The sequence below is a fragment of the Ruthenibacterium lactatiformans genome (genome assembly GCF_000949455.1).
Lineage (GTDB): Bacteria > Bacillota > Clostridia > Oscillospirales > Ruminococcaceae > Ruthenibacterium > Ruthenibacterium lactatiformans.
In genome coordinates, this window is the sequence record NZ_JXXK01000005.1 from 66088 (window position 1) to 83617 (window position 17530).

General features: G+C 60.2%; 21 protein-coding genes. 13 read left to right on the forward strand and 8 right to left on the reverse strand.

What is annotated here, in order from left to right; genetic code table 11:
* Positions 1 to 279 precede the first annotated feature (279 nt).
* Positions 280 to 1161, reverse strand: coding sequence for a glycoside hydrolase family 25 protein (locus TQ39_RS05305; RefSeq protein WP_050004852.1), 882 nt, complete (start codon positions 1159 to 1161; stop codon positions 280 to 282).
* A gap of 235 nt (positions 1162 to 1396) precedes the next feature.
* On the opposite strand from TQ39_RS05305, the gene TQ39_RS05310 reads away from it, so the two are divergent.
* Complete coding sequence (locus tag TQ39_RS05310) at positions 1397 to 1927, forward strand: GNAT family N-acetyltransferase (protein ID WP_050004801.1); 531 nt, start codon at positions 1397 to 1399, stop codon at positions 1925 to 1927.
* Positions 1924 to 2751, forward strand: coding sequence for an aminoglycoside adenylyltransferase domain-containing protein (locus TQ39_RS05315; protein WP_050004802.1), 828 nt, complete (start codon positions 1924 to 1926; stop codon positions 2749 to 2751). Before TQ39_RS05310 ends, TQ39_RS05315 begins: the two co-directional genes overlap by 4 nt.
* A gap of 89 nt (positions 2752 to 2840) precedes the next feature.
* On the opposite strand, the gene TQ39_RS05320 is transcribed toward TQ39_RS05315, so the two are convergent.
* Genes TQ39_RS05320 through TQ39_RS05330 form a run of 3 tightly spaced genes read right to left on the reverse strand, consistent with a single transcriptional unit; the run spans position 2841 to position 4506 of the window.
* Positions 2841 to 3062, reverse strand: coding sequence for a hypothetical protein (locus TQ39_RS05320; protein ID WP_133303729.1), 222 nt, complete (start codon positions 3060 to 3062; stop codon positions 2841 to 2843).
* A gap of 55 nt (positions 3063 to 3117) precedes the next feature.
* On the reverse strand, positions 3118 to 4116 hold the full coding sequence (gene mgrA / locus TQ39_RS05325) for an L-glyceraldehyde 3-phosphate reductase (protein WP_050004803.1): 999 nt from the start codon (positions 4114 to 4116) through the stop codon (positions 3118 to 3120).
* A gap of 27 nt (positions 4117 to 4143) precedes the next feature.
* Positions 4144 to 4506 (reverse strand): hypothetical protein, encoded by a 363-nt coding sequence (locus TQ39_RS05330; protein WP_040909616.1) that lies wholly within the window; start codon positions 4504 to 4506, stop codon positions 4144 to 4146.
* Between the two features lie 865 nt (positions 4507 to 5371).
* Here TQ39_RS05330 and TQ39_RS05335 point away from each other — a divergent pair.
* The 3 genes from TQ39_RS05335 to TQ39_RS05345 all read left to right on the forward strand — a co-directional run bounded on the left by TQ39_RS05335 (position 5372) and on the right by TQ39_RS05345 (position 8708).
* On the forward strand, positions 5372 to 6247 hold the full coding sequence (locus TQ39_RS05335) for a prohibitin family protein (protein WP_069955694.1): 876 nt from the start codon (positions 5372 to 5374) through the stop codon (positions 6245 to 6247).
* A gap of 180 nt (positions 6248 to 6427) precedes the next feature.
* Positions 6428 to 7516, forward strand: a complete 1089-nt coding sequence (gene serC, locus TQ39_RS05340; protein ID WP_009322192.1) for a 3-phosphoserine/phosphohydroxythreonine transaminase — start codon at positions 6428 to 6430, stop codon at positions 7514 to 7516.
* A 28-nt stretch (positions 7517 to 7544) separates the two neighbouring features.
* Complete coding sequence (locus TQ39_RS05345) at positions 7545 to 8708, forward strand: phosphoglycerate dehydrogenase (protein ID WP_009322190.1); 1164 nt, start codon at positions 7545 to 7547, stop codon at positions 8706 to 8708.
* A 274-nt stretch (positions 8709 to 8982) separates the two neighbouring features.
* Here TQ39_RS05345 and TQ39_RS05350 read toward each other — a convergent pair whose 3' ends face one another.
* Both TQ39_RS05350 and TQ39_RS05355 read right to left on the reverse strand, forming a co-directional pair.
* Positions 8983 to 9462, reverse strand: coding sequence for an MGMT family protein (locus tag TQ39_RS05350; RefSeq protein WP_009322183.1), 480 nt, complete (start codon positions 9460 to 9462; stop codon positions 8983 to 8985).
* A 148-nt stretch (positions 9463 to 9610) separates the two neighbouring features.
* Positions 9611 to 9799, reverse strand: a complete 189-nt coding sequence (locus tag TQ39_RS05355; protein WP_009322181.1) for a hypothetical protein — start codon at positions 9797 to 9799, stop codon at positions 9611 to 9613.
* Positions 9800 to 10006: 207 nt separating this feature from the next.
* Here TQ39_RS05355 and TQ39_RS05360 point away from each other — a divergent pair, with 207 nt between their 5' ends.
* The 5 genes from TQ39_RS05360 to TQ39_RS05380 all read left to right on the forward strand — a co-directional run bounded on the left by TQ39_RS05360 (position 10007) and on the right by TQ39_RS05380 (position 13904).
* Entirely contained in the window at positions 10007 to 10885 is an 879-nt protein-coding gene (locus tag TQ39_RS05360) for a PfkB family carbohydrate kinase (protein ID WP_009322179.1), read from the forward strand.
* Between the two features lie 32 nt (positions 10886 to 10917).
* Positions 10918 to 11415 carry a tRNA (cytidine(34)-2'-O)-methyltransferase gene (locus TQ39_RS05365; protein WP_009322177.1) on the forward strand — a complete coding sequence of 166 codons (498 nt, stop codon included), beginning with the start codon at positions 10918 to 10920 and terminating at the stop codon, positions 11413 to 11415.
* 4 nt (positions 11416 to 11419) lie between these two features.
* A complete protein-coding gene (locus tag TQ39_RS05370) occupies positions 11420 to 12286 on the forward strand; it encodes a DegV family protein (protein WP_117473232.1) in 867 nt (288 codons plus the stop codon).
* A gap of 65 nt (positions 12287 to 12351) precedes the next feature.
* Positions 12352 to 13314, forward strand: coding sequence for a glycosyltransferase family 2 protein (locus TQ39_RS05375; RefSeq protein ID WP_009322174.1), 963 nt, complete (start codon positions 12352 to 12354; stop codon positions 13312 to 13314).
* Complete coding sequence (locus tag TQ39_RS05380; RefSeq protein WP_050004804.1) at positions 13311 to 13904, forward strand: flavin reductase family protein; 594 nt, start codon at positions 13311 to 13313, stop codon at positions 13902 to 13904. The genes TQ39_RS05375 and TQ39_RS05380 overlap by 4 nt, the downstream gene beginning before the upstream one ends.
* Before the next feature lie 220 nt (positions 13905 to 14124).
* Here the strand turns inward: TQ39_RS05380 and TQ39_RS05390 are convergent, their stop codons facing one another.
* Complete coding sequence (locus TQ39_RS05390; protein WP_050004806.1) at positions 14125 to 14454, reverse strand: branched-chain amino acid transporter permease; 330 nt, start codon at positions 14452 to 14454, stop codon at positions 14125 to 14127.
* Complete coding sequence (locus TQ39_RS05395) at positions 14451 to 15146, reverse strand: AzlC family ABC transporter permease (RefSeq protein WP_050004807.1); 696 nt, start codon at positions 15144 to 15146, stop codon at positions 14451 to 14453. The genes TQ39_RS05390 and TQ39_RS05395 overlap by 4 nt, the downstream gene beginning before the upstream one ends.
* A 302-nt stretch (positions 15147 to 15448) precedes the next feature.
* On the opposite strand from TQ39_RS05395, the gene TQ39_RS05405 reads away from it, so the two are divergent.
* The 3 genes from TQ39_RS05405 (at position 15449) to TQ39_RS05415 (ending at position 17517) form a co-directional block, all read left to right on the forward strand.
* Positions 15449 to 15976 (forward strand): QueT transporter family protein, encoded by a 528-nt coding sequence (locus TQ39_RS05405; RefSeq protein WP_009322170.1) that lies wholly within the window; start codon positions 15449 to 15451, stop codon positions 15974 to 15976.
* 106 nt (positions 15977 to 16082) lie between these two features.
* Positions 16083 to 16742 (forward strand): HAD family hydrolase, encoded by a 660-nt coding sequence (locus TQ39_RS05410; RefSeq protein ID WP_009322169.1) that lies wholly within the window; start codon positions 16083 to 16085, stop codon positions 16740 to 16742.
* 133 nt (positions 16743 to 16875) lie between these two features.
* On the forward strand, positions 16876 to 17517 hold the full coding sequence (locus TQ39_RS05415) for a lactate utilization protein (RefSeq protein WP_050004809.1): 642 nt from the start codon (positions 16876 to 16878) through the stop codon (positions 17515 to 17517).
* Positions 17518 to 17530 lie beyond the last annotated feature (13 nt).

The window sequence follows — 17530 nt, forward strand, 5'->3', positions numbered from 1 at the left end:
CACAACAAAACCGCACTTGCTGCGGTTTTGCGCGGTTCAATGTTCTCAAAGCCCTGTGCGTTAGCGCAAAAGCGAGTGCGGCGCACACGCGCAGCCGCGGCAGCGGCGGCTTTGAGGTTATTATACCCCAAACGCCGTCAGGTTTGCAAGAGGCTCCCCGCCTTGCCGGAGCCTCTGAGGCAACAGAGAGAAAGCAGCGGCCGGGCACCGCTGCTTTTATCAACCGTAAAGGGCTTCATTCATTTTGCGAAGGGAAGCGTCCAACGCCGTGCCACGCGCTCAGGCACGCAGCAAAAAGCACCGGTCGGCCAAAAGCGCCGTCCAGTACACGGCGTTTTTATAGCGCAGCGTCACCCAGGTAAAGCCGCCGTAGCAGCCAACCGACTGCGCCACCGCCTCGTACCGGCCCACAGGAAGCGTACCCGCCACGTCATAAATATCCGGCTTGTAAAAATACTCACAGTTAAGCGTCCCATATACCTCCAGCTTCAGGCCGGGCACCGGCACCATCTCCAGCCCGGGTATCTCAGGTTCATAGCCATTGTAGCCTCCCGCCTGAATGGCCGGCAGAAAATCCACATACGAATGGTCCAGGTCCACATTGCCCGATATACCCGGTACACGCCCTGTGCTGGAATACTGCCACATCTGGTAAGTACCCGGATAGGTAACGCTGCCCGTGTAATCCGCCACAAAAAACGGATAAGCACTGAGCTTCGCCATATCCAGCCGGTTTTTCGCAAAATTGGAATAGGTGTACAGGCCCGGATACCACCCCGCCGCACGCAGTTTTTCCAGTGCGTAGAGCGCAAGCTGCGTCGCCCTCGCCCGGCCCAGTGCGGCGATGCCCTCGGCCTCCATATCTACAAATACCGGATATTCCAGCTTCTTGCCCGCCAGAACTGCCGTCAGCGCCTCCAGCTCCCTGTCGGCGTAGCTCTCTGTTTGGGCATAGGTGTAGTAATAAACACCCACCCGAAGCCCGGCGGCCTTTGCCCCCGCATAGTTCTTCTCGAACATGGGGTCTACATACACGCCGGAATTGTTGGAGGATACCGCGCGGATAACGGCAAACTGCTTGCCCGCCCGGGCCACCGCGGCCCAGTCGATGGTACCCTGATAACGGGATACGTCGATTCCCGTTTGATAAATAGCTGCCATAAAACCTCCCTGCTGCCGCACAGGCTGTGCCGGGCGGCGGCCGCCTCTTTCGGCGGGCGGCTGGCCGGTCTGCAGCGGAGCGCGGCATGCGCCCCCTGCGTTCATCCTATGCGTATCCGCAGCGTTTTGTCCGCGCTTCGGGCGCATGATGTTCGTTTGCACAGCAAGGGCGTACATGCTATACTGAAAAAGCACGGCGCTCCAACAGGACAGCGCCGCATCGGGAGGCTTTTTTGTGGAGATCGATATCAGACGTGCAGCTCAGGAGGATCTGGATGCCGCGGAGCAGCTTTACAACGATGTCTGCAGCGCTTTGGAGGCCGGTACAAACTGGCCCGGCTGGCGGCAAGGCGTTTACCCCACCCGCGCCGACGCCCGGCGCGCCCAGGCGGCCGGGGCGCTGTACCTCGCCTGGGACGGTGCCCGCGCCATAGGAAGCATGGTGCTGAATCACGACGCCGCCCCGGATTATGCCCAGGTTCCCGGCTGGGGACCGGACGCGGACTGGCCGCACCTGCTGCTGATCCACACGTTGGCCGTGCATCCCGCGTATCAGGGGCGGGGCCTGGCCCGGCGGCTGCTCGCCCATGCGGAGGTCCTTGCGCGGCAAAGCGGCATGCGTGCGCTTCGCCTGGATGTCTGTGTGGGCAACGTCCCTGCCATCCGCCTGTATGAGCAGTGCAGCTTTGCGTGCGCCGGCACAGCCGAGATGCACTTCTGCGTCGGCACCGTCGACCCGTGCCGCCTGTACGAGAAAACGCTGTGACACGGGACAGCACGCGGAAAGAAGGCCGTGCGCACCCGGACGACCCGCGCGTCCGTATTTTGCTGCACCGCATCGCCGCAGCCTGCCGCAACACCCTCGGCGACACGCTTGCGGGTGTTTACGTCCACGGCTCTCTCGCTTTCGGCTGCTTTTGTTGGACACAAAGCGATATCGATTTTCTCGTTGCCGTGCGAAGGCCGCTTTCTCAGACGCAAAAGGAGGCCCTGCTCCGCGCGCTGCTGGCGCTGGAGCCGGACGCCCCGTCCAAAGGGCTGGAGGTGAGCGCAGTACTGGAGGCATACTGCCGGGCCTTTATCCACCCCACGCCCTACGAGCTGCATTATTCGCCCATGCACCGCGCCCGCTGCCTGCGTGACCTCCCCGCTTACTGCGCGGAAATGCATGGCGCAGACCCGGACCTTGCGGCGCATTTCACCGTAGCCCGCGCCGTCGGCCTCACCCTTTGGGGGCCGCCTGCCGAAAGCATATTCGGTCCTGTGCCCCGCGCGGCGTATCTGGACAGCATCCGCCAAGACGTGGGCACCGCCTGTTCGGACATCCTGCGGACGCCCGCCTCCACCACGCTGAACCTGTGCCGAACGCTTTCTTTTGCACAGGAAGGGCTCGTCTTGTCCAAAGAACAAGGCGGGCTTTGGGCCGCGCTTTGTGCGAAGCCGCCCCCATATGCCGGCTTCGCACAAAGCGCGGCGGAAAGCTACCGTTCCGGCGCGCCTTTTCTGCCCGCGCCCGCACAGGCACAGGCATTCGCAGCCTTTCTTCTGCCGTCCATCTTCCACCCGGACCTCTTCGGGCAAAACATTTGAGCACAAGCCGGGATACGACAGTGAAAAGAGCGTTTCCCGCAGGCTGTCCCGCCTGTGGAAAACGCTCTTTTTATCTCCTGTTTTACCGTTCAGCCGCCCCGCAGCGCGCGCTGTGCCACACCCTCGGCGGCTTCCAGATCCGCGCTGCGCACATAAACATACCAGATGCCCGCATCCGCGGAGTGCGCGTTCGTCATGCGGCGGTCGGCCCCGGTGTAGTTGCGTCCGCTGCGCACGATGCATTCAAAGCCGATACCGGCCTGCTCCAGTGCTGTGCGCACGGCGTAAAGCTGTGGGCCGTCTTTTCCCATATACACCTCTCTGCGCTGCCAAAACCACATGCCCGCTCCTTTCCCTCGCAGCCGCTCACCGCACCGCAGCGATGCGTTCGATCTCGTCCAGCTCCTGCTGGGTAAACGGCGCGGCGTTTACTATGGCGGCGTTCTCCACGATCTGCTGCGGACGGGACGCGCCAATGAGCACGCTGGTCACGCCGCTGTCCTTGAGCACCCACCAAAGCGCCATCTGCGCCAGCGTCTGGCCCCGGGCGGCAGCCAGCTCGTTCAGCGCCGCGATCTGTGCCAGCCGCTCCGGCGTAAGGGCGCTCTCCTTCAAAAAAACACCGCTTTTTTTGATGCGGCTGTCTGCGGGCACGCCGTGCAGATATTTGTCCGTCAGCAGTCCCTGCGCCAGCGGGCTGAAAGCGATGACACCCACACCATGGGCCGCGGCATACGCCTTCAGCCCGTTTTTTTCGATGGTGCGGTCAAAGATGGAGTACCGGCTCTGATTGATGATGAACGGGCAATGCAGCTCTTTCAGGATAGCCGCCGCCCGCGCTGTCGTCTCGCCGTCGTAATTGGAGATGCCGGCGTACAGCGCCTTACCCTGCTGCACGGCGGAAGCCAGCGCGCCCATGGTCTCCTCCAGCGGGGTCTCCGGGTCCATCCGATGGGAATAAAAAATATCGAAATACTCCAGCCCGGTGCGCTTGAGGCTCTGGTCCAGGCTGGCCAGCAGATACTTGCGGCTGCCGAAATCCCCGTAAGGGCCGGGCCACATGGTATATCCCGCTTTGCTGGAAAGCACCAGCTCATCCCGGTAGGGACGCAGGTCTTTTTCAAAAATACGGCCGAAATTCTCCTCGGCAGCGCCGGGCACAGGGCCGTAGTTGTTCGCCATATCGATGTGCGTGATGCCGCAGTCGAATGCGGCGCGCAGCATGGCGCGCATATTGTCGAAGGCGTCGCACGAGCCGAAGTTGTGCCACAGCCCCAGCGAAACGCGGGGCAGCTTCAGGCCGCTTTTGCCGCAGCGGGCGTATTGCATCGCCTCATAACGGCGCTCGTTGGCAGTGTAAGGCATGGTTTGGTCCCCCTTTTGTCTTTTCTTTTATTTTGAATTCCGCGGCGGACGGCCCGCCAGCAGATATGCGACCCAGGCAAACGGCGCAAGCGCCACCAGCAGCACCCAGGTGCGGTAATTCAGCGTGCGCGTTCCGCCGTGGCCCCTCTGGTACAGCAGCACGCAGATGCGCGCCAAAATATCCGCCAGCCCCGCCAGAGCGACGATCAGAATCTGTTCCGTAGCTTTCCCTCCCCGGCGATATTCTTGCCTATTTGTTGCTGTACTGCCATATTTCCAGGCTCGCACTTCCCATCCTGCCCGTGTTCCCTGAGAAACATGGTATCCTACGCCGCCAAGCGCATACTTCGCCTGCGGCTCATATTTGCTAAACAGCCATATTATGGCCATGACGCCGCTGCAAGGCGGCCTTCCACAAAACCGCACCTGCTGCGGTTTTGCATGGTTCAAATTCCCCAAAGTTCTGTGCGCCGGCACAGCAGCGTGTGTTTTTGCACACGCGCAGCCGCATTAGCGGCAACTTTGGGGTCATTATACCGCAACCCGCCCTCATGCGCAAGAGAAAAAACGCGGCACGCCCCGGCTACCGGGAAGCCACGGCATGCGCATGCCCGTGTGCGTTTTCGAAAAAACGACGGACATTCCCCCGCGCCAAACGGGCATCCCCCGGTAAGAACGGGACAGCAGCTTTGCCCAAACCGTTCCCGGTGGCCGAAAAAGGCCGAAACCGGCTTTTTTCCGCCTTTGCGCCCCCAAAGACTATCCTGTATAATATCTATCATACCGCGGGGCCGCTGCAAAATGGCCCCGCGGGCAGCAGAAGCGCTCCCCATCCGTCGGCGCCAGCGGCGGGAGCGCTTCCATCCTTCCGCACCCGTAAACACAGGAAGCATTGCCTCGCTTTCTCTCCCGCAAAGGGCAGCGGTCGCTCTCACGCACTGGCAGAATTTTTATTGTTAAAACACGCCGAACCGTATGCGCCGAAAGATTCAGCTTTCTTCCCGCTGCCAGCAAGCTTCCCATTGCTAAAAACGCCGCCGAACCGCATGCGCCGAGGGATTCAGCTTTCTTCCCGCTCCCGGCAAGCTTCCCATTGCTAAAAACGCCGCTGACCCGCATGCGCCGAGGGATTCAGCTTCCTTCCCGCTGCCGGCAAGCTTCCCATTGTTAAAAACGCCGCTGACCCGCATGTGCCGAGAGATTCAGTTTCCTTCCCTCAGCAACAAGCTTCCCATTATTAAAAAAGGAGAAAAATATGAAAGAAGTAAAAAAATTCCGATTCATCCCCATCCTGCTCGCAGTCATTCTCGCCGTGTTTCTGCTGCTCTCCAGCGTCACGACCATTCCCGCGGGCCACACCGGCGTCGTCACCACCTTCGGAAAGGTGAGCAGCACCGTGCTGGGCGAGGGCCTGCATTTCAAATTGCCGTTCATCACCAATGTTGTCAAAATCGACAACCGCGTGCTCAAAACCGAGGTATCCAGCAGCTCCGCCAGTAAGGATCTGCAGACTGTCAACAGTACCATTGCGCTGAACTACCGCATCGGCCGCGCCAATTCGGCCAGCATTTATCAGAACATCGGCACGGATTTTGAAAATGTGCTCATCAATCCCGCCATTCAGGAATGCGTAAAAAGCGTCACCGCCCAGTTCACTGCCGAGGAGCTCATCACCGAACGCCAGAAGGTAGGCGACCTGATGCGCGAGGCGCTGGCCGAAAAAATCGGCCCCTATGGCTTCGACATCGAGGTATTCAACATCACCAGCTTTGAGTTCAGCGAGGAATTCAACGCCGCCATCGAGGCCAAGCAGACCGCCCAGCAGAACGCGCTGAAAGCCGAGCAGGACCTGGCCCGCATCAAAGTGGAAGCTCAGCAGCAGATCGAACAGGCCCGTGCCGAGGCCGAGAGCTACCGGCTGAAAAACCAGGAGATCACCCAGGAAACACTTGCCATGGAATGGATCAACAAATGGGACGGCAAGCTGCCCAGCGTCGCTTCCGACGGCTCGATGATGTTCGATATTTCCGATATCATCGCCGCAGCCGGCTCCGGCAAAAGCGCCTCCGCTCCCTCAACACCCGTGGCTCCCTCAGCGCCGAGCGCCGCTTCCGCCGCAGCCGGTGAATGAGCATTTTGTCCTTCTCTCGAATACATTTTATTCAAAAACCGTCAATATGTGCAATTTTTGCCCGTCTGCCGCGTGCAGACGGGCATTTTTGTGCATTGACAACCGCGCGGCAGCCTTTATAATAAATACCATACACTTTATTTTGATAAAGTGATTTTGTATTTTGGAGGAAAAGGAATTATGGCACGAGTATACAATTTCAGCGCGGGCCCATCCATGCTGCCCGAATCCGTCCTGAGAACCGCTCAGGCAGAGATGCTTGAGTACGGGTCATCCGGCCAGAGCGTGATGGAGATGAGCCACCGCAGTTCTGTGTACGACGCCATCATCAAGGAGACCGAGGCCGCTCTGCGCCGCGTGCTCTGTATTCCGGATAATTATAAGGTGGGCTTCATTCAAGGCGGCGCGTCCACACAGTTCGCCATGGTGCCCATGAACCTGATGACCACCGGCGAGGCCGATTATCTTGTAACGGGCCAGTTCTCCGGCAAGGCCGCGAAGGAGGCCGAAAAATTCGGCAGGGTGAATGTGCCCGCCTCGTCCAAGGATAAAAACTTCACCTATATTCCGGACGTTGACGCCGTCGAATATTCCAAAAACGCCAGCTATATCCACATTTGTGAAAACAACACCATTTACGGCACGCGCTTTACAAAGCTGCCCCATGCGGACGGTGTGCCGCTGGTGGCCGATCTATCCAGCTGCATCCTCAGCCGTCCCACAGACGTCTCCCAATACGGGCTGATCTACTTCGGCGTGCAGAAAAATGTCGCGCCCGCGGGCATGGCTGTAGCCATCATCCGGGAAGACCTGATGGAAAACGCCCGCACGGATATCGCCCGGCCCGCCATGCTGGATTACAAAACGCTCATCGACGCCGAGAGCATGTACAACACGCCGCCCTGCTACACCATCTATATGATGGGCCTTGTGCTGAAATGGATCGAAACCGAAGTGGGCGGCCTTGCCAACATGGAGGCCCGCAACAACGCCAAGGCCAAGCTGCTGTACGATTATCTGGACGGCTCGTCTTTCTTCAGCAATCCCGTGAACAAGCCGGACCGCAGCATTATGAACGTCACGTTCACCAGCCCCAGCCCGGAGCTGGACAAAAAATTCTGCGCCGAAGCCGCGGCCGCGGGCTTTGTCAACCTGAAGGGACACCGCAGCGTGGGCGGCATGCGCGCTTCCATTTATAATGCCATGCCCGCCGAAGGCGTGGAAAAGCTGGTGGAATTCATGAAGCAGTTCGAGGCGGATAACGCCTGACGCACAGCCGGAACAGGGGGAAACGAAAATGTACAATATCAAAACACTGAACAATATTTCGTCCAAGGGGCTGGAGCGCCTTTCCAGCAACCTGTTTGCCGTGGATGAGGAGGGCGCGCAGCCCGACGGCATTCTGGTGCGCAGCGCCGCCATGCAGGATATGGCGCTGCCGGAAAGCCTGCTGGGCATTGCACGGGCGGGCGCAGGCGTCAACAATATCCCGGTGGACAAATGCAGCGAGGCAGGCATCGTGGTGTTCAACACGCCGGGCGCCAACGCCAATGCGGTGAAGGAACTGGTGCTGGGCGGGCTGGTGCTGGCCAGCCGCAAGGTAGGCAAAGGCATGGAGTGGGCCAAAACGCTGGCCGGCCAGGGCGACGCCATCGGCAAGCTGGTGGAAAAGGGGAAAAGCCAATTTACCGGGCCGGAGCTTGCGGGCAAGACCCTGGGCGTCGTGGGCCTGGGCGCCATCGGCGTGAAGGTCGCCAATATGGCCACCCATCTGGGCATGGAGGTGCTGGGGTACGACCCGTACATCTCTGTGGAGGGTGCCTGGAGTCTTTCGCGCAGCGTGCGCCACTGCGTCAATTTGTCCGACCTCATCGCCCAGTGTGACTATATCACGCTGCACATTCCCGCCACGGCTGAAACAAAAGGCTTTGTGAACGACAGCCTCATTGCCCAAATGAAGCACGGCGTGCGCATCCTGAACTTTGCCCGGGGCGAGCTGGTGAATACGGCCGCCATGGTGAACGCGCTGAAAACGGGCCGCGTGGCCTGTTATGTGTGCGATTTCCCCAGCGAGGCGCTGCTTTCCGCGGAAGGCGCGGTGTGCATCCCGCACCTGGGCGCCTCCACACCGGAGAGCGAAGACAACTGCGCCGTGATGGCCGCGGATGAGCTGGGGGATTATCTGCTGAACGGCAACATCAAAAACAGTGTGAACTTTCCCTCGGTCTCCATGCCCCGTGCGGGCGGCAGCCGCATCTGCGTGGTACACCGCAATATCCCGGGCATCCTGGCCGCCATTACAGACGTGACCAGCAAGGCGGGGCTGAACATCGACAACATGACGAACAAATCCCGCGGGGATTATGCCTATACGATGCTGGACACCGGCGGCAGCGTCGGCACGGCCGACGCCGCCCGCCTGTTGGACGTAAGCGGTATCATCCGCGTGCGTGTGGTGTGACACAGCCGCTGCTAAAAAGCGAAGAAACAGACGCCCTGCGCGCCCAATGGCGCGCAGGGCGCTTCAGCTTGTCGAAAAAGCTACGCTTTTGCGCCAAGCTGCCTACGAACAGGGCCTTTGGCCCCGTTCGCCGCGCACGGCGCGGGGCCATTTTAAATGAAAAAGGGGTTCACCACCCCTTTTTCAAGCTTTTTCCCCGGACTTTTCTTTTACTTCTTTGCTTTTTTCGACAGTCTGACGCCCTGCGCGCCATTGGGCGCGCAGGGCGCTTTTTCTATTCCAGCTCAAACAGCGCGTCCTCATAATCCTGCACATAATAGCGGATATTCGTGCGGCCCCGCCGGATGACGGTGTGCCCCTCTGCCTCCAGACGCGCACGTTGGGCCTCCGCGCCGCCCGGATATTTTGCGTTCAGCTCGCCGTCCGCTTTCAGCGTGCGCCAGTAAGGCGTTTCGTCTGTCTGCCGCTGGGCGCTGGCCCATGCCGAAATGGATACAAAAATGCCCGCAGTGATGGGATCGGTAAAATCAGCGCCGTTTTTCCGGGCGAAATATTCCCGGATCTTCCCTACCGTGAGTACTTTTCCGAAAGGCACCCGCTTCATTACCGCGTCATAATCCGCCGCCGGGGCAAAGTACATCCGTGCTCCGCCGTATTTTTGCACTGTGGCCGCGTCCGTCACCAGCTGTATCCTGGGCATATCCGTGGCCCTGTGCAGCATCGCGTTGAAATCTTTCTTATCCTCGTTCGCCATTGCGAAACCACCTCCTATGCCCTCAGCATACCGTATCGGAGCCGGACATGCAATGAGGCGGTTTGATTTTTACGGCAGAATTTCCACATAATAAAGCACCGGGCAGCAGCATGCGCCGCGGCCCGGTTTTGCCGAATGTTTCAGTCGCTCAGTGGCTGTTCAGCACGCGGTCGATGGTTTCCATCGCCCGCTCCGCGCTGGCGCCCGCCTTTTTCATCATCTTTTTCATTTCCTTCGGGTTTTTCTGAGCCACATACGCGCCCGCCGCGCCTACCGCGCCGCCGGCCAGCAGCCCTAAGGCCGCGCCCTTCATCATACTCTCTGTATTTTTGCGCATATTTATCCTCCTCGTTTTATTATCTTTTGTATGCATTGCCGCGGCTTGTGCCGCTTTATTGCTAGTATGCCCGCCGGTGCGCCAAAATGCGGGGGCAAATTTTTCCACTTGTTCATAAAACCCCCTCTTATTCCGGCAAAAAATATGCTATACTAAAGAATAACCGCAGGCCGCCGTCTGTGCGGCCCGGAGGAAAGGAGGGCCCGCATGCAAAAACAGCATACCGTTCTGTGCATACAGGATCTCTCCTGTGTGGGACGGTGCAGCCTGGCCGTTGTGCTGCCCGCTCTGGCCGCCATGGGCGTGCAGCCCTGCGCGCTGCCCACGGCTCTGCTCTCCACCCACACCGGAGGGCTTGGCAGGCCCGCGCGCACAGATGAGAGCGGATTTATTTCCGCCGCACTGGCACACTATGCGCAGCTGGGCCTTGCATTTGACTGTGTATACAGCGGCTATCTTGCCGGCGCCGCACAGGTGGCGCTGGTGGAACAGGCCTTCCGCCAGGCTCCGGCGGCGCTGAAGCTGGTGGACCCTGTGATGGCGGACCACGGCAGGCCCTACGCCTCCATGACGCCTGAAATACGCGCCGCCGTCGCACAACTGTGCGGACAGGCGGATGTGATCGTCCCAAATGCAACAGAAGCCGCGCTCCTTCTGGAGGAGCTTCCCGGCCCGGCGGCGGACGGAACGCGCGCCGCCCGCCATGCATCCCTTTTGCTGCAGCGCTTTCCCGCGCTGCGCTGCGCCGTGGTAACCGGCGGCGCTCTTTCGGACGGACAGCGGGGCAACGTGTGCGCTGTGCGCGGCAGGGCGCCCGTTTTCCTGCCCTATTCCCCCGTCCCCCAAGATTATCCCGGCACGGGCGATCTGTTTGCCGCCGTGCTCACCGGCGGGCTACTGCGCGGCTTTTCCGAAGCCGCCGCCATCCGTCTCGCCGCGCGTTTTGTGGCGCTGGCGGCTGAACAGACCCTTCACGCCGGAGCGGATCCCCGCTTCGGCGTGCGGTTCGAGCCGCTTCTCGGAACGCTTTCCCACTGGGCCGAAACGCCTGCACAGCCCTGTACGGACGCTGTTTTTCCGCTGTAAAAACACCAGACAGAAGGAGCGCAATCTCACCCATGAAACCGTTGAATATCGTGCTGGTGGAGCCGCAGATCCCCCAAAACACCGGCAACATCTCCCGCACCTGCGCGGCCACGGGCGCGCGGCTGCACCTTGTGGGGCCCATGGGCTTTACCGTGGATGACAAAAAGCTCAAACGTGCCGGCCTTGACTACTGGCACCTGCTTGATATAACATATTATGAAGGGCTGACGGATTTTTTTGCCCGCAATGAAGGTCCGTTTTACTATTTCACCACAAAGGCACCGCAGCGCTACACGGACGTCGCCTACCCCGACGGCGCGTACCTTGTATTCGGGCGCGAAGACGCGGGCCTGCCCGAAGCATTATTGGTAGAAAACCAGGAAGCCTGCGTGCGCCTTCCGATGATCCCGGACGCACGCAGCCTGAATTTGTCAAACACGGTGGCTGTGGGCGTATACGAGGCCCTGCGCCAGCGTGATTTTGCGGGTCTGCTCGACACCGGGCGCCTGCGTGGATATGAATGGAAGTGAACAAGTGAGTAAAACAGCTGTTTTGACGGATTCCGCCAGCGACATCCCACGCGAGCTGGAAGAAAAATACGGCATTGATATCCTCCCGTTCAGCATCGTGGTGGACGGGCAGAGCTATACCGAACGCGTGGATTTCACCAACGAACAATATTACGAGATGCTCACCAAAGCCGAAGGCATCCCCAAAACATCGCAGATCACGATGCTGCGCTTTTTGGAAAAGTTTTGCACGTATGCCGACGAAGGCTATACGGATGTGATCTTCGTGTCCATCAATTCGGCCGGTTCCAACACCTACAACGCGGCCTGCATGGCCGCCGAGAGCCTGCGCGACGAACGCCCCGGCTGCACGATGAACGTGCATGTGGTGGACAGCCACACCTATTCCATGACATACGGCTGGCACGTATGCGAGGCCGCGCGCAAGCTGCAGGCGGGCGCGGACGTAAAAAGCGTCGTGGAATATCTGGAGGACCAGCTGGCGCGTATGGAGATCATGCTCTCCATGTATACGCTGCGCTTTGTAAAAAAAAGCGGCCGTGTCTCTGCGGCAGCCGCATTCGCCGGCGAGCTGCTCGGCCTGCGCCCCATCATCCATATGGTGGACGACACCACCTCCACCATCGCCAAGGTGCGCGGCGATAGCGCCGTGATGCCCGGGCTCATCGTCCAGACCAAAAAACGGATGGCAGAGGGCACGCCTTATCTCATCGGCGCAACGGACGATGGCAACGCCAAAATGCTGGCCAAGATGTGCAAAAAAGAATTCGGTTATGCGCCGGCCGCCACTTTCCTGCTGGGAGCGGCCGTCGCCACGAACACAGGCCCCAATGCCGTGGCCATCGTATACCAAGGTGAAAAACGCCGCTGAACCATCCTTTTTTCCGGATGAACAAGCGTCCGCGCCCCATAAGAACATAAAAGGAGAACGTCCCAATGGGAAACCCCATCCTGTATATTGTGATTCCCTGTTACAATGAAGAGGCCGTGCTGCCCCTGACCAGCGGCATGTTCCTGAAAAAAATCAAAGACCTTGCCGCAGCGGGCAAGATATCGGACAAAAGCCGCATACTGTTCGTCAACGACGGTTCCAAGGATAAGACCTGGGACATCATCCGAAGCCTGGCTGAAGCGGACGAGCATTACAGGGGCGTCTGCCTTTCCCGCAACCGCGGCCATCAGAACGCTCTGCTGGCGGGCCTGATGACCGCCAAGGACCTGGCCGACGTGACCATTTCCATCGACTGCGACGGCCAGGACGACATCAACGCCATGGACGCGATGATCGACGAATACTTGGCGGGCATGGACGTGGTGTACGGCGTGCGCTCCAAGCGCGAGACGGACACCTGGTTCAAACGAACCACCGCCGAGGGCTTTTACAAAGTGATGAAGGCGCTGGGAGCGGATGTGGTGTTCAATCACGCCGATTACCGTCTGCTGAGCAAACGCGCGCTGGAGGGCCTGGCCGAGTTCCGGGAAGTGAACCTGTTCCTGCGCGGCCTTGTGCCGCTGGTGGGCTACCGCTGCTCCAGCGTATACTACGAGCGCGCCGAACGCATTGCGGGTGAAAGCCATTACCCGCTGAAGAAAATGCTCGCCTTTGCCTTCGACGGCATCACCAGCCTTTCGGTAAAGCCGCTACGCCTCATCACACTGGCGGGCATGCTGGTCAGCGCCGTCAGCTTTGTCGCCATCATCGTCACGCTCATCACAAAGCTGGTGGGCTTTACGGTAACGGGCTGGACAAGCATGATCTGCGCCATCTACTTCCTGGGCGGCGTGCAGCTGCTGGGAATCGGCGTCATCGGGGAATATGTGGGCAAGATCTACAACGAAACAAAAGCGCGTCCACGCTTCATCATCAGCGAGACGACGTTTGAAAAGGAGAAGCCATGAGCAAGCAGGTCTGGAAAGGCTCGGCGCTCGTCGCGCCCGTGCCGCCCGCGCTGGTAAGCTGCGGTACGCTGGAGGCACCGAACGTGCTGACGGTGGCTTGGACGGGCATGCTGCAGTCACAGCCTCCCAAAGCCTATATCTCCGTGCGGCCGGAGCGGTACAGCCACGGCCTCATAACGGAAAGCCGGGAATTCGTGATCAACCTGCCCACCGCCGCGCTGGTGCGCGCCATCGACTATTGCGGCGGCCGGAGCGGGCGGGACGAAAGCAAATTCGAAGCCATGCACCTTACTGCGCTTGCCGCTTCGCAGGTTTCCTGCCCGTTGGTGGGCGAAAGCCCCGTGAATCTGGAATGCCGCGTGACAGACATTGTAAAGCTGGGCGGCTCCCATGATATGTTCATTGCGGACATCGTTGCCGTGAACGTGGACGAGGAGCTTCTGGACGAAAAGGGCAGGCTGCGCTTGGCCAAGGCGGGCCTGTGCACATATGCCCACGGCGAATATTTTGCACTGGGCAAAAAAATCGGCGATTTCGGTTTTTCCGTCAAGAAAAAGAAGAAAAAGCCCCAGTACGACAGGCGGAAATAAGGCCGTCCGCCTGTGCAAAGGCAATTCCCTGTTCACCTGAAAAGAAGCAAAAACGCGCCCCGGTACGGCTGAAAAGCGATACCGGGGCGCGTTTTATATGCATGCTTCAACCGCGCGGCGCCGTTTTTCCGCCGCCCGGAAAGCACAGGCGGAATTGAAGCGCCGCTTGCTTTGCGAAGGAAAACATTTCTGATGCAAAGCAGCGTTCGTTCCGCAGCTTTCAAACAAACACAAGCTGCACCAGCAGCATGTACAGTACCGTACCCACGCCCACGCTCAAAAGCGTGTTCTTTTTCCAAACATGCAGGCCCGCCGTCGCCGCCACGGCGATCAGCTCCGGCAGGCCGTAGGGCGCGGCCGCCGGCTGCACATCCTTCAAACAGTACACCACCAACAGGCCCATCACAGCACAGGGCAGCACCTTTCCCAGATATGCCACGATGCGCGGCGCCGGTTTCCCCTTGGGAAACAGCCAAAACGGCAGAAAACGTGTGAACACTGTACCCAGCGCGATTATCCCAATGGTGATCAGGCTTTGTGCCGTCGTCATCGTACCGCCCCCTTTTTGTCCAGTGCGGGCCGCATTACAAGCAGCAGCAATACAATAAGCGCCATCGCGGGCAGAATAAAATTCCCCGCCCCGAACAACGCGAGGCACAGCACCGATGCGCCCAGTCTCACCAGCGCCGGGCGGTGCTCTCTGTCTTCCATCCACTGGCCTGTAAAAATGGTAACGAAAAGCGCCGTCATCACAAACTCAATGCCCTTTGTACTGACAGTGAGCACGCGGCCCAGCAGCCCGCCCAGCGCGGACGCCGCCACCCAGTAAAATTGGTCCAGCAGGGACACCCAGAACATGAACCAGCCGCGGTCCACGCCTTCGGGCGGGCAGGCGGACACATTGACGGAGAACGTCTCGTCCGACATTGCAAATACCAGATACGGCGTTTTCTTTCCCGCGGCACGGTACGGCTCCAGCATGGATACGCCGTAGAACAGGTGCCGCGCGTTTACCATCAGCGTCAGAAAAAACGCGCCCGCAGGGTCGAATGCCGCACCCAGCAGAGGCACTGCCGCATACTGCATGCTGCCCGCGTATACCACCAGGCTGATGAGCGCCGGATACCAGAACGGGAACCCCGCGCTCTGCATCAAAATGCCGTACGCCAGCCCCAAAAACGCATAGCCCGTCAGCACGGGCAGCGTGTGGGGAAACGCCGCCCGCAATGCTTTCCTCTTCATAATCTCTTGCCCTCCCCGGACCGCGCCAAACCGCGCCGCCCTTCGCATGCCCTTTTTCGGGCACATATTTGGAAATAATTATAGCACAGCGCGCAGGTTTGTGCTATACTATGCGTTGCGGCCCTGCGCCGCACAGCAGGCCGTTTTGCGCCGCGCTTTTACAGGCGCGAAACAGCCTGACGGGCAACTTAGAAGGCTGTGCCTTCCGTGGGATTTTGTGCCCGCCGCGCTTTTGCGCGGACCACCCCTCCGGCCCGGCGGCACCGGTGGGGTAAAATACTGCCGCTAAGGAAAACTGTACCATGAAAAAAACAAAAACCAGAACCATCGTCCGCTGCGCGCTCATTGCGTCGCTCTACACCGCTGTGAGCCTCGTGCTCGCCCCCATCGCCTTTGGCGCCGTACAGGCCCGTGTGAGCGAGGCCTTCACGCTGCTGCCCGTGCTTGTGCCGGACGCCGTTGTGGGCGTCACGCTGGGCTGTTTCCTCACGAACCTTGTGGGCGTGTTTACCGGGGCAAACGTGCTGGGCGCGCTGGACATCGTATTCGGTACCGCCGCCACGCTCACTGCCGCGCTGTGTACGCGCCGCCTTGCCCGTGTGCGCCTCAGGGGCCTGCCCGTGGCCGCGGCTGTGCCGCCTGTGCTCATCAACGCCGTTGTCGTGGGCGCAGAGCTTGCGTGGGCGTTCGGCCCGCGCACCTTTGCGGGCTTTTTGCTTCAGGCCGGCGGTGTTGCGCTGGGGCAGCTCTTCTCCTGCTTCGCGCTGGGCCTGCCGCTGGTGCGCATCATTGAAAAAACGCCCGCGCTGCGGGCGTGGTTCCGGGATTGAACGTTTTTTCCGCTTGTTCCGCGACAAGAGCTTATCCTGTCGGCCCGTATGGCCGAACCGACGGCCCGCGGCTGTTTCGCATTTTTACCGACCAAGGAGTGAGACCATGCCTGTTTTCGACACGGTCCTGTGGGATTGGAACGGCACGCTGCTGGATGACGCCGCGCTGTGCTGCGAGCTTTTGAACACGATGCTTGCCCGCCACGGTTATGCGCCCGTGGGCAGCATGGAAGCCTACCGGCAGGTCTTCTGCTTTCCCATCGAGACCTATTACCGCCGGGCGGGGTTCGATTTTTCCCGTCATCCGTTCGCCGCACTTGCGGATGAATACATGCGGCTGTACACGCCCCGCAGCCTTGGCTGTCCACTGCAGCCGGATGCCTGCGCCGTGCTGGACGCGCTGCGTGCGCAGGGCATGCGCCAAGTGATGCTCTCCGCCTCCAAACGGGAGAATCTGCAGCAGCAGGTGGAGCATTTCGGCCTGCGTTCCCGTTTCGACACGCTGCTGGGCCTGTCGGACATCTATGCCAAAAGCAAAACGGAAGTGGGCCTGCGCTGGCTGCGGGAAAGCGGCGCGGACCCGGCCCGCATCATGATGGTCGGCGACAGCGAGCATGATTTTGAAGTGGCCCGTGCGCTGGGCGTACGCTGCGTGCTGTTTTCGGGCGGGCACCAGCCACGGGAAGTGCTGGCCGCAACGGGCGCACCTGTCATCGACGCGCTGGCGCAGCTTTTGCCTCTGCTGGCACAGCTTGCGGCAGAATAACCGAAAACGCCGCTGTCCGGGTCGATCCCCATCCGGACGGCGGCGTTTTTTGTGGCGCGCGGTGCGGCGGCGTGCTATACTGATGGTGTACCCGCCGCCCGCCGGGCGGCTCAGACGGAAAGGATGGGATAGGATGAACGAAGCTCTTGCTTATGTGGTTGCGCAGCGCATGGAGCGCACTGCCGCCGCGCTGCGAAAAAACAACATGGAGGCCTATTGCGTCAAAACGGCCGACGAAGTGGTGCCTCTTGTCAAAACGCTGTTGGCGGAAGGCGCGACTGTTGGCGCGGGCGGCAGCATGACGCTGGAGGAATGCGGCGTGATGGATCTGCTGCGAAGCGGCGCATACCATTTTCTTGACCGTGGCGCTCCCGGCCTGACGCCGGAGGATATTGGGAAGATCTACCGACAGATCTTTTCCGCCGACTGCTATTTTGCCTCTGCCAACGCCGTCACCGAGGCGGGCGAAGTTTTGAACGTGGACGGCAACGCCAACCGTGTGGCCGCCATTACCTTCGGCCCCGCCAGTGTTATCCTCGTGGTGGGCTCCAACAAAATCGTGAAAGACCTTGCCGCCGCCGACGCCCGTGTCAAGGCCGTTGCCGCGCCGGCAAATGCCAAACGTCTTTCCTGCAAAACGCCCTGCGCCGTTACAGGCCAGTGCGAAAACTGCCAAAGCCCCGGCCGCATCTGCTGCACATACGTGCTGCACCGCTACCAGCGCGTGCCGGGCCGCATCAAGGTCATCCTCGTGGGCCAGGAGCTGGGCTACTGAACCCGAACCTCAG

Bases quoted from the DNA above. Each gene is read 5' to 3' on its own strand.
- TQ39_RS05305 (WP_050004852.1), bottom strand. From the start codon at position 1,161: ATGGCAGCTATTTATCAAACGGGAATCGACGTATCCCGTTATCAGGGT.
- TQ39_RS05320 (WP_133303729.1), bottom strand. From the start codon at position 3,062: ATGGGAAAAGACGGCCCACAGCTTTACGCCGTGCGCACAGCACTGGAG.
- mgrA (WP_050004803.1), bottom strand. From the start codon at position 4,116: ATGCCTTACACTGCCAACGAGCGCCGTTATGAGGCGATGCAATACGCC.
- TQ39_RS05330 (WP_040909616.1), bottom strand. From the start codon at position 4,506: ATGGCCATAATATGGCTGTTTAGCAAATATGAGCCGCAGGCGAAGTAT.
- TQ39_RS05335 (WP_069955694.1), top strand. From the start codon at position 5,372: ATGAAAGAAGTAAAAAAATTCCGATTCATCCCCATCCTGCTCGCAGTC.
- serC (WP_009322192.1), top strand. From the start codon at position 6,428: ATGGCACGAGTATACAATTTCAGCGCGGGCCCATCCATGCTGCCCGAA.
- TQ39_RS05345 (WP_009322190.1), top strand. From the start codon at position 7,545: ATGTACAATATCAAAACACTGAACAATATTTCGTCCAAGGGGCTGGAG.
- TQ39_RS05350 (WP_009322183.1), bottom strand. From the start codon at position 9,462: ATGGCGAACGAGGATAAGAAAGATTTCAACGCGATGCTGCACAGGGCC.
- TQ39_RS05355 (WP_009322181.1), bottom strand. From the start codon at position 9,799: ATGCGCAAAAATACAGAGAGTATGATGAAGGGCGCGGCCTTAGGGCTG.
- TQ39_RS05360 (WP_009322179.1), top strand. From the start codon at position 10,007: ATGCAAAAACAGCATACCGTTCTGTGCATACAGGATCTCTCCTGTGTG.
- TQ39_RS05365 (WP_009322177.1), top strand. From the start codon at position 10,918: ATGAAACCGTTGAATATCGTGCTGGTGGAGCCGCAGATCCCCCAAAAC.
- TQ39_RS05375 (WP_009322174.1), top strand. From the start codon at position 12,352: ATGGGAAACCCCATCCTGTATATTGTGATTCCCTGTTACAATGAAGAG.
- TQ39_RS05380 (WP_050004804.1), top strand. From the start codon at position 13,311: ATGAGCAAGCAGGTCTGGAAAGGCTCGGCGCTCGTCGCGCCCGTGCCG.
- TQ39_RS05390 (WP_050004806.1), bottom strand. From the start codon at position 14,454: ATGACGACGGCACAAAGCCTGATCACCATTGGGATAATCGCGCTGGGT.
- TQ39_RS05395 (WP_050004807.1), bottom strand. From the start codon at position 15,146: ATGAAGAGGAAAGCATTGCGGGCGGCGTTTCCCCACACGCTGCCCGTG.
- TQ39_RS05405 (WP_009322170.1), top strand. From the start codon at position 15,449: ATGAAAAAAACAAAAACCAGAACCATCGTCCGCTGCGCGCTCATTGCG.
- TQ39_RS05410 (WP_009322169.1), top strand. From the start codon at position 16,083: ATGCCTGTTTTCGACACGGTCCTGTGGGATTGGAACGGCACGCTGCTG.
- TQ39_RS05415 (WP_050004809.1), top strand. From the start codon at position 16,876: ATGAACGAAGCTCTTGCTTATGTGGTTGCGCAGCGCATGGAGCGCACT.